At 37.8% G+C, this 12,255-nt stretch carries 10 protein-coding genes; 8 read left to right on the top strand and 2 right to left on the bottom strand.

The features are described 5' to 3' along the window. Positions 1 to 14: 14 nt before the first annotated feature. The 4 genes from DYD17_RS06705 (at position 15) to DYD17_RS06690 (ending at position 5,929) form a co-directional block, all read left to right on the top strand. Positions 15 to 3,251: a PBECR4 domain-containing protein gene (locus DYD17_RS06705; RefSeq protein ID WP_115276415.1), complete on the top strand. Its 3,237-nt coding sequence runs from the start codon at positions 15 to 17 to the stop codon at positions 3,249 to 3,251. A gap of 51 nt (positions 3,252 to 3,302) precedes the next feature. After that, entirely contained in the window at positions 3,303 to 3,602 is a 300-nt protein-coding gene (locus tag DYD17_RS06700; RefSeq protein ID WP_115276414.1) for a hypothetical protein, read from the top strand. Between the two features lie 349 nt (positions 3,603 to 3,951). Then, positions 3,952 to 4,335 (top strand): plasmid mobilization protein, encoded by a 384-nt coding sequence (locus DYD17_RS06695; RefSeq protein WP_115276413.1) that lies wholly within the window; start codon positions 3,952 to 3,954, stop codon positions 4,333 to 4,335. Then, on the top strand, positions 4,298 to 5,929 hold the full coding sequence (locus DYD17_RS06690) for a helical hairpin domain-containing protein (protein WP_115276412.1): 1,632 nt from the start codon (positions 4,298 to 4,300) through the stop codon (positions 5,927 to 5,929). Before DYD17_RS06695 ends, DYD17_RS06690 begins: the two co-directional genes overlap by 38 nt. Before the next feature lie 276 nt (positions 5,930 to 6,205). Here the strand turns inward: DYD17_RS06690 and DYD17_RS06685 are convergent, their stop codons facing one another. After that, a complete protein-coding gene (locus DYD17_RS06685; protein ID WP_115276411.1) occupies positions 6,206 to 6,718 on the bottom strand; it encodes a hypothetical protein in 513 nt (170 codons plus the stop codon). A 12-nt stretch (positions 6,719 to 6,730) separates the two neighbouring features. After that, positions 6,731 to 7,375 carry a hypothetical protein gene (locus DYD17_RS06680; RefSeq protein ID WP_226316582.1) on the bottom strand — a complete coding sequence of 215 codons (645 nt, stop codon included), beginning with the start codon at positions 7,373 to 7,375 and terminating at the stop codon, positions 6,731 to 6,733. 223 nt (positions 7,376 to 7,598) lie between these two features. Between DYD17_RS06680 and DYD17_RS06675 the strand changes: the two genes are divergently transcribed. From DYD17_RS06675 to DYD17_RS06660, 4 genes are all read left to right on the top strand, one after another. Then, positions 7,599 to 8,879, top strand: a complete 1,281-nt coding sequence (locus DYD17_RS06675) for an ISLre2 family transposase (RefSeq protein ID WP_115276410.1) — start codon at positions 7,599 to 7,601, stop codon at positions 8,877 to 8,879. Positions 8,880 to 9,512: 633 nt separating this feature from the next. After that, entirely contained in the window at positions 9,513 to 10,508 is a 996-nt protein-coding gene (gene trpX, locus DYD17_RS06670; RefSeq protein WP_003051205.1) for a tryptophan ABC transporter substrate-binding protein, read from the top strand. 17 nt (positions 10,509 to 10,525) lie between these two features. Beyond that, positions 10,526 to 11,395, top strand: a complete 870-nt coding sequence (locus DYD17_RS06665) for an ABC transporter permease (protein WP_115252936.1) — start codon at positions 10,526 to 10,528, stop codon at positions 11,393 to 11,395. Then, a complete protein-coding gene (locus DYD17_RS06660; RefSeq protein WP_003051198.1) occupies positions 11,392 to 12,150 on the top strand; it encodes an ABC transporter ATP-binding protein in 759 nt (252 codons plus the stop codon). Before DYD17_RS06665 ends, DYD17_RS06660 begins: the two co-directional genes overlap by 4 nt. Positions 12,151 to 12,255 lie beyond the last annotated feature (105 nt).

The following is a 12,255-nucleotide window of genomic DNA, read 5'->3' as shown; positions in this document are numbered from 1 at the left end:
AGAAAGGAAAACCTATGGCAAATACAAGAGATTTATTATCTCAGCGTTTTGAATCGCAACGTCAGAAACTCATCGCTATAGATATTGTGGCCGTTGCGAGTTCACTAGGAATTAACTTGAAACAAGGTTCAGGTGGGCATCTCTATTGGGACGAACACGACAGTTTTCATATTTATCCCCAAACTAACACCTTTCGTTGGTGGTCAAGAAGCGTGGGTACCAATACCATTGATTTAGTCCAAATCATTCAAGAAGAGCTAACAGGAAAGAAACCTAGCTTTCGAGAAACTGTCAATTTCTTAGAAACAGGGCAATTTGAATCGGTTACGGTAACACCAAACGTTAGAGAACCCTTTAAGCATTACCTCGCCCCTTATGAATATCACGATTTTGACTTAGGACGACAGTATTTAAAAGAAGAACGGGGACTATCTGATGAGACCATTGAATTTGTTTTCGCATCAGGTAGTATGAGCTCTGCGACATTGAAAAAGGGTGATTATTTTGAACCTGTTATTATCTTTAAAAGTTTTGCGGAAGACGGTCGAATGATCGGCGGTAGCCTTCAGGGGATCGTTGAAAATAAAGTCCAGCATCCTGAACGTGGCCGTCTCAAACAAATCATGAAGCATTCAGACGGTCTAGCAGGTTTTCATTTGGACGTTGGAACACCTAAACGTCTCGTATTTACGGAAGCTCCTATTGACCTTCTCTCTTATTATGAACTGCATAAGGAGAGTTTACAGGATGTCCGCTTAGTGGCTATGGACGGAATCAAAAAAGGGATTATTAGTCGCTATACAGCAGATTTACTAACTGGTGGTCAGTATTCTCAAACTATGCCCAGAGAGTCGATTAGAGGAGCGATAGATGCCATTAACCAAACGACCAAAATCCTTAAAAATAATCCCAATCTGATTACCATTGCCGTTGATAATGACGAGTCAGGTCGAAACTTTATTAAGGAGTTACAGGAAGATGGCATTCCAATTACCGTAGACCTCCCACCACGGAAAGAATACCAGAGTAAAATGGATTGGAATGATTATTTGAAACAAAAGAAAGGACTAAGAACAATGTTACAAACTGAGGATACACAAAAAGCCCCTGATACTATTCAAGGGCAAACAAAAAAGACTGAGAACCCAATCGGGGATTTACCTGAGAAGTCTCAGGAGGCAGCACCCCTACCTAACGCTCAGTTAAAGCGTTCTTTGAATGAGCCGTCACCGACTCAAACTCAGTCTCAATCTTTACTTCATTTTACCATTTCTGAGACTGAAAAGTCAATTTATAAGCAAGGCTATCACCCAATTAGCACGAAAGAGTTGAATAAATTGAATCGTTATGCATCACAAATCCAGGAAAATGCCTCCTGGTATCAATCAGAGCTAGCAGACAGTCAAGTGACCTATTTTTACAAAAATGAGAATCAATTACAAGCTCTTCAAATTTCCTTTAAGCCGGAACACTACCCTCATTTGATTGGATTGTTTGCCATTAATGAAAACCAAACTGCTGCCAAAACACTTACTGACCTTGTTGAAGGTAAGGGGAGCTATCAAAATATTATGATTGCTAACAGAGGAGCGACCTTTAGTAAAATTCAAGTTTTACCTGATTTTAAAGCTGTTATAGATGCTAACAGTTTTATTTTTGATGATCTATCAGAGGTTGAACGGATGAATCGTCTTGATTTAGCTAAGGCGATTCGAACAGAAGATCGTGATGTCTTAATTGCTTTTAGGAATGTTGACGGTGAATTCTTCCCAGCATCATTAATGAAAGTGACACATAAACTTGAGTCAGATTTGTCAGTTGCTTCAAATAAGGCTATTCTTGGTGTCGTTAGTGAAAAAGATGGTCAGGTTAATATTCTCTCTATTAACAATCAATACATTACGGACGGCGGACAGGCCTTAAAAGATATGATTGTAAACCGAGAACTCGAACCAATACAAACAGAAAACTTACAAGAAAAAGGCAACCAAAAGACTAATTATCCTAAAGATTCGGATGGAGACGGGTTAACCGATGATGAAGAAATCACTCTAGGCACCAATCCCTTTAGTTCTGATAGTGATGGTGATGGGACTCCAGATAATGTCGAAAAGGCAAATGGTACAGACCCAACCAACGTTTCTGATAATGAGGTGACAAGGCAACAAGAAGCCAATAAACGTGACTTCACTTTGTCAGAAATGATTAAAGCCAAAAATACCGCAGCGCTGAATCAACACTTGCAAGACGGCATAAAACAGTATTTTGATAGTGATACCTATAAGCAATACCTAGAAGGGATGGCCCACTTCAATAACTACTCGCCACGAAATATTCAATTGATTATGTCACAGTTTCCAGAAGCATCAATGGTTGCGTCTTTCCAAGAGTGGAAGAAGCGTAATGGCTCTGTCAATAAAGGTGAAAAAGCAATCTACATTCAAGCGCCTGTATCTGTCATTCAAAAAGATAAGAATGGGAAACCTATTCTTAATCCCGAAACGGGAGAAAAGGAGACCATCACTTACTTTAAACCTGTCCCTGTCTTTGACATTAAACAGGTTTCTCCCCAAGAAGGAAAAAAACTCAATCTCCCTAAAGCCATGGGAACTATTCCAGAACAATTGGATAAAGACTACTACCAAAATGTCTATCGTAGCTTAAGAGATATTTCTCAGAATAACAATAACGTTCCCATTCGATTTAGAGAACTTGGACAAGAAGATGGATTCTATAGTCCACAGACAAATGAAATCGTTATTAAAAGAGGAATGTCTTATGAACGAACTTTATCAACGCTGATTCATGAAATGGCTCATTCGGAATTACACAATAAAAAAAGTTTGAGCGAACGCTTTGATGGTAAACTAACGATTAGTTCGAAAGAACTTCAAGCAGAATCCATTGCTTACGTTGTGTCGAACTATCTAGGATTCGATACCAGTCAAGAGTCATTTCCTTATTTAGCGTCCTGGTCAAAAGAAAAAGACGGACTTGCCAACTTAACAGCACAATTGGAAATCGTGCAAGAAGAAGCCAAAAGCTTAATGGAACGGATTGATCAACAGTTAAGTCAATATCAAACAGTAACACTGAATAAAGAAGGCCAACAATTGACTAAACAAGAAATGAAAAAGCAGTCTCATCCCTTTTACCAAAGTTTAGCAGCCGCTAAAACATCAAGAACACAAACTGCCATTCAAGAAAAGGAATCAAGCGTAAAAAAAGACAATCGACCTACGATGCCGTAGTGCAACGTAGGTCATCACAGAAAGCAATAACACTATCAGGAGGACAAAGATATGATAACCGAAGAGATGATGACGACAACTGAAGTGATTCTAATGACCTACTTATTTGAGATAGATGAGTGGCTCAAAGACAAGAAAGTCATCCAGCAACAACAGGCACAACTGACAAAAGAGGAGCTCGTAACTGTCATTAAAAACGATTTGATAATGCTTCAAGCTGACCAAGTCACAGATTATGAAGAAGACCTACAGATAACACTTACAGTGCTAGAAACTCTGTCTGAAGCCCAATTTCAAAAAATGACATTAGACATGTTGTCTTGGGAGCCAACCACAATACATGTTGATTGACACAACATAAGAAGCGGACAATGTAACGATTGTCCGTTTTTTACTGCGTGCATTTTTCAAAAATGACACTTTTAAAAGCTGTGCCATTGATCAAAATGCAGGATCGGAAAAAAGTGTAACATTACAAAGTACACGTCGTGCAAAAAAGGGGATTGGGGATTTCCCCAAAACTGAAAAAGGCAAAAGTCTAATTGTGGGATACCCGCAAATAGGCTTGTCGCCCTTTTTATTTACGCATGTGTGGCCACACGTGCTACGCTTGCCAGAGAATAAGCCTACTGGGCTCTGAGAAAACTGTCAAGTCCCTAGTAAGGACGAATAAGTAGAAATGAGGAAAGGAAGAAGGAAGATGGAACAAAAGAAGAGAACTAGGCCTATTGTTTTCAAGTTTTCAACGAACTATAGTGAAGCTGATAAGTTACGTCATCGGATTACGTTATCAGGAAAGAAAACCTTTCAAGCTTACGCTTTAAAGATGTTACTTGAGGGTAAAATTGAAAGGTATGACTATTCTGAATTGCGTCAACTACGGATTGAAGTCAATCGCATTGGTCAAAATATCAACCAGCTGGTTCGTTACGTGAACACTTTTGAGGAAATTGACCAGGAGCTATTTAAAGCTTTACAAGAAGAAGTCAAAGAACTCCAACAGATGATTGTCCAAGAATTTAAAACAAAGGAGGTTGCCAAACAACATGGTAGTGACCAAAGTCTTTCAAATCAAACAAACTAAAAACTTAAAACGAGCCATTGATTATATCACACGTGATGATGCGACTCTTATGAAAGTTGAGCAACATGATGAAGATGATGCTTTTGATTATACGCTAACGGTAGATGGTGAGGTTCACAAGAAATTGATTTCAGGCCATCACCTCATTGACTCAAGCGACCGTGATGCCATTTATGATGATTTCATTTTATTGAAACAGTCAGTTGATGACCTCTATGATAATGACACCTTGTCAGATTTGAAAAATGATAATCGTGTCTTGGCGCATCATATCGTTCAATCCTTTTCACCAGATGACAATTTGACACCTGAAGAAGTGAATGAAATTGGTCGAAAAACAGCCTTAGAATTTACAGGAGGAGATTACCAATTTGTTGTAGCGACACACGTCGATAAAGGTTTTTTACACAATCATATTATTTTTAATACAACCAATGAAGTAACCCTAAAAAAATTTCGTTGGCAAAAAGGTACGAAGAAAAGTTTAGAACATATTTCAGATAAATATGCGGAATTGTACGGGGCTAAAATTTTAGAACCCAAACTAAGAAATTCTTATACTGATTATTCTGCTTGGCGGCGTCAACATAATTTCCGTTTTGAGATAAAGGAACGCTTAGATTTTCTGATAAGACATTCACTTGATAAGCAAGACCTCTTACAAAAAGCTAAAGCTTTGAACTTACAAATAGATACCAATGGTAAGTACGTCACTTATCGATTAGCTGATCAGCCTCAACAGCGGCCAGTCAGAGATAGAACGCTGTCTAAAAAAGGCAAGTACAGTCTTGAAAAAGTTGAAGAGAGATTGTCATTTAATGAAGTAGTTTATAACTTGGATAATATCAAAGAAAAGTACAATGAAGAACAGGCTAAGAAAGCAGAAGACTTTGAAATGAAAGTTATTATTGAGCCCTGGCAAATTTCCCGCTTAACGACAAAATCTATTCATGTCCCAATCACTTTTGGCTTAGACCGACAAGGAACAGTTTCTATTTCAGCTCGTATGCTAGACCAAAATGAAGATGGAACCTTTACGGCTTATCTAAAGAAAAATGATTTCTTTTACTTTTTGAATGCGGATCACTCGGAACAAAACCGTTTTATCAAAGGAACAACTCTAATCAAACAATTAGCTAGTCAAAATGGAGAAGTCATTCTAACTAAAAATAGCCAAATTTCCAAATTAGATCAATTAGTTGAAGAATTTAATTTCTTAGCCATTAACAAGGTTACTAATTCCAAACAGTTTCAGGAAATGCAAGAACGCTTTTTAGAGCAACTAGAAGCAACGGATAAAACCTTGACAGCGTTGGATGATAAGATCGCCTATCTAAATAAAGTACTAGGTGCCTTGTCCGATTATCAGGATGAATTAATCCCGTCTGTAGTCACTATGGCTATTTTAGAAAAAGCTAAAGTTAGCAGTGCAACTGAGCGTCATCTGATACGTAAAGAGATTAAAGAACTACAAATTGAACGTGAAACTCTGTTGGAACGTCGTAATCGTATTGTGACGGACTACGATTTTGCGAACGAAATGGAGGAACGCTATGACCATAAGTATCACCAATCAAAAACTCGTCAACGATAAAAGGAGTCACTATGCACATTGAAACTTTGGTATTATCTGACATCACTCCCTATGAGAGCGATGCGAAAAAACATTTTTAATACCAAATTGACCAAATCAAAGAATCTATTAAGAATTTGTGTAATAATACAATCGCTATTAATTAGAATGATATCCTTATTGAAGGAGATAGTCATTAACTTGTTTTAAAAGCAAAGGAAAAACCGTCAAAATCTATGATTAATCACAATTTGACGGTCTCTATTCAATATATCTATTCAATAAAAGGAATAACGGTTAATAAACCAATGTGTTATCTGATGGAACAACTTTAGAATAATCAATAATTTGATTATCAAGATCCATTAATAATTTTTTGACTGCACCAACTGTGATTGGTTCATCATCCCTGTCAATGACTTTTCCATCTGCCAAATTAACTTTTTCAATGCCGAATTTAGTACGCATATCATAGCTGAAGTCTATTCCACCACCATGACAAATGACCCATACTGTATCTGGATGAGCAAGAAAAGAATTAATCAAGTAAGGGTCTTTTTTAGCTTTTTTCTTTAAATTTTTTACGGATCGATTATTAAGGTCCACTTTATAGACATCCTTGACCGTCATTTTTTTAGTTAGGGGGATTTCAAAGCTTCTTGTAAGTGTCCCTTCTTTTGGGAGATTTTTTTCTACTGCTGTGGTTTCTTGTGTTACTTGTTGTTCAGTTGAGGCGAAAGTCTGTTGAGAAATAACCAGAGGACACAATAGTAATCCTACTCCTAAGCCTAAAGAAATCTTATTTTTCATAATTATATATCCTTATTTATTAGTGACTCTATACCAAGAACCATTAACTGGATTATGAGTATAGAAGAATAGCCAAGAACCTTCGCCGTTAACATACTTTCCTTGACCGTTTTCAATGACTGCTCTAGAAACAGGTTTTTTAGATTCATAAGTACGGTAAGCTTCATATTCATTTCCAACTAATCCGCTGTCTCCAACAGATTCCCAAAATAACCAAGTTCCAGTTCCCGGTGCAGCCTCAAATTTAAGTTCTGAAAAACGCCAACCTGACCCTGAGAAAGCTTGAGAACGATAGCTTTGTCCTAAAGGAAGAATCTTAGGATTATTGGTAGCTCTATAAGGAGAGGCAGACCTGACTAAAATTGGAGGGTTTATATAGTCAACCATGCCTTTATTAGGAATTTCTGTATCTTTGTACTGCTTATAAGACATTAGCTTCCCTTGATTATTTGTAACAATAGTAGGATCAAATGTCGAGCTTCCATTGAGATTGTAAATAAATCCGCCCTCTGGTAAAGCTTCTACAATTTGATTATCATTGATAACTGGAGATAATAAATCTGGAGTGGTTGACTGATATTCAGCCGCAGAGACAGTGGCGCAGGCTCCTAATAGGAAAAGTGATGTAATTGATACGATAAGAGATTTTGCCTTCATGGAGTTTCTCCTTTTTATAATAGCTCACCTTATTAACGCTTAGACCCCCCTTCTTACTAATTAGGTGATTGGTTACTAATTTTATTATAGAAAAATTTAAAATAACAGCACATACATAACAGATTCATAATTTTATTATATAACAATTTTAAAAAACAGTATAGATGTAATCGCTTTTTTTATGTAAGATGTCAAAATGTTTGATTTAAGTTAAAATAGACTTATGAGATTTGATGAAAAAACTTTTTTAGTAGAGCGTAATAGACAAAGTGAACTAGCCTTTCTAAAGCAAGTGGCAGCTTATGATAAGCAAGTCGCATCAACGATGCGTATGAATGGATATCGAAGAATTGACGCCCCAGAACGAACAGTCCTTTTTACTTTTGGAGAAATGACTTTCTCAAGAAATAGATGGTGTAAAGGGAAAAAGACACGTTATCCCGTAGATGAATGGCTAGGTTTAAAGAAGTATCTGCGCTATTCTCCAGAGTTGCTATTTCAATTAGCTAAGCTAGCCTCTAAGATGTCTTACAGAGAAGTTTGTCGTTCGGTTCGTGATACTTACCGCTTGAGTATTACTAAAGATACGGTTTTAAAAGCTGTTAAAATGGCCGAGAATCTCTTTTTTGAACGAGAGCGTTATCGCTTCTTTGTTGAAAAAGAATCACCACATAAATTAAAGGTACAACAATTCTGTATTGAAGGGGATGGTGTGATGGTAAAAACAACTTCAGGAAAAGATGAACGACATAATACGGACCTGGCCCATTTCCTTATCCATACAGGCTCTAAAAAGGTTGGCAAAAACCGCTACATCCTGCAAAACAAGCACGAGATTATTCATACCAATTACGATAAAGCAATGTCAGAGCTGCTTGATTATCTCTATAATCATTTTGAACTAACAGATCAAACGTTGCTTGTGACAAATTCAGATAACGGTAAAGGTTACACGAGACGTGCCTTTCAGGAAATTAAGAAAGCACTGGGAATTAAACATCATGAACATTTTTGGGATAGTTATCACCTAAATGATAGTCTAAAACAGTTTTTTAAACCCTATCCTAAACTATTAAGAGATTTAGCGTTTAAGGCTATCGAAACACATCGAAAATCATTATTACGAACTGTTTTTGATACAACAGAATCACTGGTTACGAGTGAAGAAGAGTATGAGCGTTTGATTGCCTTTAAACAAAAACTCTTTAGGAACTTTAAGGATACTAAGCCGGCTAAGTTAAGAGGTTTAGCGTCAAGAGGAATTGGTGTTATGGAGTCGCAACATCGGAAAGTCACGTATCGTATGAAACATCGAGGAATGTATTGGAGTCTTAAGGGGGCTTATGCGATGGCTAAGTTAATCCTCTTGGAGAGAATCGATCAATTAGAAAATTTATTCTTTGGTGATTGGCGCAAACGGTACGAAGAATATAAAGGAACACGTTTAGGAGTAGGCCATTTAGTTGATCATTATCCCCATGGGGCAGTCATTATTAAGCATTAGATACGAGAAGATGCGAACCAGGAAAAACCGCTAAAAAGTTGATTTTTAGGGCTTTTTTGTCGTGTATTCACTTGCATTTAGTCTATAAGAATGCTATAATAACAATGTCAAAAACAAAAAAGGTGTAGGAGCGACGAACTCCTACACCACCGATTAAGCAAGTTGTCCCTTGACTTAATCAGTCGAACCTTATTGTACTATAACATACACGATAACGTCAAGACTGAAGCAAGGGGAAAATGGCTTGTTTCAGTCTTTTTTCATAAAAAGTAGGCTTGTTTTCTTGAGTGATAAGGGATAAATTTAATTTTCACAAAAATTGAGACACATACAATATGGACGAAAGTGCTTGCAATTTCCTCAATTTAGGTTATAATGTTAAAAAAACAAGAAAGGAAGTCCTGCAATGGCCCAAACACAACATCTAACTAATTGGCAAAGCTGGCATAGATAAGTTGTGTTTATGGATTGGCATAGATACGACTTTTAGAGTACTTCTAAAAAGATATCTGTGCGCTAAGGCTAAGATTGGATTTCACAAGAGCGCCTAGTAGTCATTACTAAGTGCTTTTTCTTTTAAAAAGTATTCTCATCAATCTGTTAACGATATGAAGATGAAATGTGAGGAACAAGATGAAAAACAAGAGTTTAATAGCGACGCTAATCTTGCTGACAGTCATGGTGATAGGCTCTCTATTATCAAAAGGAGTATCACAGGCAAACCGTGATTTAGCTAACCAACAAAATATTAAAATTGGTATCTTACAACTGGTTACCCACGAAGCCCTAGACGATATTGAGCAAGGCATTGAGGATCAACTGAGCAAGCATATCCCAAAAGGGAAAAAAGTGATCATTACACTCATGAATGCCGAAGGGGATCAAAGTAAAATTCAAACCATGAGTCGCCAATTAACGCAATCAGGAAATGATTTGGTGATTGGGATTGCCACGCCAGCTGCTCAAGGATTATCCGCTGTAACTAAGGATATTCCAGTTGTCATGTCAGCTATCTCAGATCCTGTCGGTGCCAAGTTGGTCAAAGATTTGGAAAAACCTGAAAGCAATGTTACGGGTCTTTCCAATAAGGTTCCCGTCAAGCAAACTGTTGATCTGATTAATGAGCTATCACCCGAAGTGAAGCGAATTGGAGTTTTGTATGCTAGCAATGAGGACAATTCTTTGTCTCAAGTGAAAGCCTTCCGCCAGCTAGCTCAGAAAAAAGGTTACCAAATCGTTCCTTACGCGGTGCCTTCCACCAATGAGGTACCGGCGACCATGTCTGTCATGTTGCGTAAGGTAGATGCTATATTTATTCCGCAAGATAATACGATTGCCAGTGCCTTTTCATCTGTCGTTTCTGCCAGTAAAGCCGCAAAGGTTCCAGTCTACTCTAGTGTGGACACGATGGTAGAAGAAGGAAGCTTAGCCTCTATTTCTCAAAGTCAATATCAATTAGGGGTTGAGACAGCTAATCAAGTACTTCAGCTCCTGAAAGGAAAAGCAGTGTCTGATATCCCTGTTAAAGTCGTTGATGATGGAAAACCATTGATTAATCGGAAAGTAGCAGAAGAACTAGGCATAATTATACCACCAAGACTGTTGAAGACAGTCACCGTTATAGAATAAATGAAGAAAGGAATCCTATGATTATTTCATCAGTTTCACAAGGTCTCTTTTGGGGGATTTTGGGATTAGGTATTTACCTAACGTTTAGAATTTTAAATTTTCCAGACATGACCACTGAAGGTTCCTTTCCCTTAGGAGGTGCTGTTACCATTACCGCAATAAGTTTAGGTTGGAATCCTTTGGTAGCAACTGTCCTTGGGATGATTGCGGGAGCTCTGGCAGGTTTATTGACAGGTCTCTTATACACTAAAGGAAAAATCCCAACGATTTTAGCTGGAATCTTAGTCATGACCTCTTGTAATTCTATTATGCTAATGGTGATGGGGAAGGCTAATTTGGGCTTACATGAGAGCAGACGTATCCAAGACTACTTGCCTTTTTCAGCAGACGTTAATAGCCTACTCACAGGCCTAATTGCAGTTGTTATGGTGATTAGCCTCTTGATTTATTTTCTATATACTAATCTTGGACAAGCCTATATTGCCACGGGTGACAATAGGGACATGGCTAAGAGTTTTGGAATTAAGACCGACCGTATGGAAGTGATGGGATTAGTGGTGTCTAATGCTTTGATTGCTTTATCAGGTGCCTTGGTTAGTCAACAAGATGGCTATGCGGACGTGTCAAAAGGGATTGGGGTTATTGTTATTGGTTTAGCAAGTATTATTGTTGGAGAAGTCCTTTATTCCACAAGTTTAACACTATTGGAACGCTTGATTGCTATTGTCGTAGGATCAATTCTTTATCAATTTTTGATTTCAACGGTTATTGCTTTAGGTTTTAACACTAATTATCTAAAACTGTTTAGTGCTCTCGTCTTAGCGCTATGTCTGATGGTTCCAGTGTTGAAGCAGCGCTTTTTTAAAGGGATGAGGTTATCACGATGACAGCAATTATTGAATTAATCCATGCGACAGTGGAAGTGAATAACGGTTTTGATGATATTAAAACTATTTTAGACGATGTCTCATTGACGATTTATGAACACGATTTTTTAACGATCTTAGGTGGGAATGGGGCTGGCAAGTCCACTCTCTTTAATGTCATCGCGGGGACTCTCATGTTAACGAGGGGGCAAATCAAGATTCTAGGGCAAGATGTGACGACCTGGCCCGCTGAAAAAAGAGCTCTTTATTTATCACGTGTTTTCCAAGACCCTAAAATGGGAACAGCTCCTCGAATGACTGTGTCTGAAAATCTCTTAATTGCTCAACAAAGAGGTGAAAAACGCTCTTTAGTTTCTCGGAAAATAACAGAGCACTTAGCTAGTTTTGAAGACTTGGTTAAACGAACAGGGAACGGCTTAGAAAAGCATTTGGAAACACCAACCGGTCTCCTATCAGGAGGTCAAAGGCAGGCTTTAAGTTTATTAATGGCAACCCTGAAAAAACCAGAATTATTGTTGCTAGATGAGCATACCGCTGCTCTAGATCCTAAAACAAGTCAGTCCTTGATGCGCTTAACCGATGAATTTGTGACAAGGGATCATTTAACAGCTCTGATGATTACCCATCATCTGGAAGATGCCTTAACTTATGGCAACCGCCTCATTGTGATGAAAAATGGGAAAATCATCAAAGATCTCAATCAAGCTGATAAGGCCCAACTAACCATTGCCGATTATTACCAGCTTTTTGATTAATCTGTTCAAACGTGACCATTGGAGAACCTTCATCCAATGGTTTTTTGGATGCTTGTCATGAAAATAATCTGAAAGTACCAAGACTATTTAGCGAAAAACTGCCTA

Origin of the sequence: Streptococcus dysgalactiae subsp. dysgalactiae, from assembly GCF_900459225.1 — a bacterium.
In the GTDB taxonomy this organism is placed as follows: domain Bacteria; phylum Bacillota; class Bacilli; order Lactobacillales; family Streptococcaceae; genus Streptococcus; species Streptococcus dysgalactiae.
This window is presented reverse-complemented; position numbering and strand designations above follow the sequence as displayed.

What these genes read in the sequence shown, in the direction of transcription:
- DYD17_RS06705 (WP_115276415.1), top strand. Translation starts at nt 15, where the DNA reads ATGGCAAATACAAGAGATTTATTATCTCAGCGTTTTGAATCGCAACGT.
- DYD17_RS06700 (WP_115276414.1), top strand. Translation starts at nt 3,303, where the DNA reads ATGATAACCGAAGAGATGATGACGACAACTGAAGTGATTCTAATGACC.
- DYD17_RS06695 (WP_115276413.1), top strand. Translation starts at nt 3,952, where the DNA reads ATGGAACAAAAGAAGAGAACTAGGCCTATTGTTTTCAAGTTTTCAACG.
- DYD17_RS06690 (WP_115276412.1), top strand. Translation starts at nt 4,298, where the DNA reads ATGGTAGTGACCAAAGTCTTTCAAATCAAACAAACTAAAAACTTAAAA.
- DYD17_RS06685 (WP_115276411.1), bottom strand. Translation starts at nt 6,718, where the DNA reads ATGAAAAATAAGATTTCTTTAGGCTTAGGAGTAGGATTACTATTGTGT.
- DYD17_RS06680 (WP_226316582.1), bottom strand. Translation starts at nt 7,375, where the DNA reads ATGAAGGCAAAATCTCTTATCGTATCAATTACATCACTTTTCCTATTA.
- DYD17_RS06675 (WP_115276410.1), top strand. Translation starts at nt 7,599, where the DNA reads ATGAGATTTGATGAAAAAACTTTTTTAGTAGAGCGTAATAGACAAAGT.
- trpX (WP_003051205.1), top strand. Translation starts at nt 9,513, where the DNA reads ATGAAAAACAAGAGTTTAATAGCGACGCTAATCTTGCTGACAGTCATG.
- DYD17_RS06665 (WP_115252936.1), top strand. Translation starts at nt 10,526, where the DNA reads ATGATTATTTCATCAGTTTCACAAGGTCTCTTTTGGGGGATTTTGGGA.
- DYD17_RS06660 (WP_003051198.1), top strand. Translation starts at nt 11,392, where the DNA reads ATGACAGCAATTATTGAATTAATCCATGCGACAGTGGAAGTGAATAAC.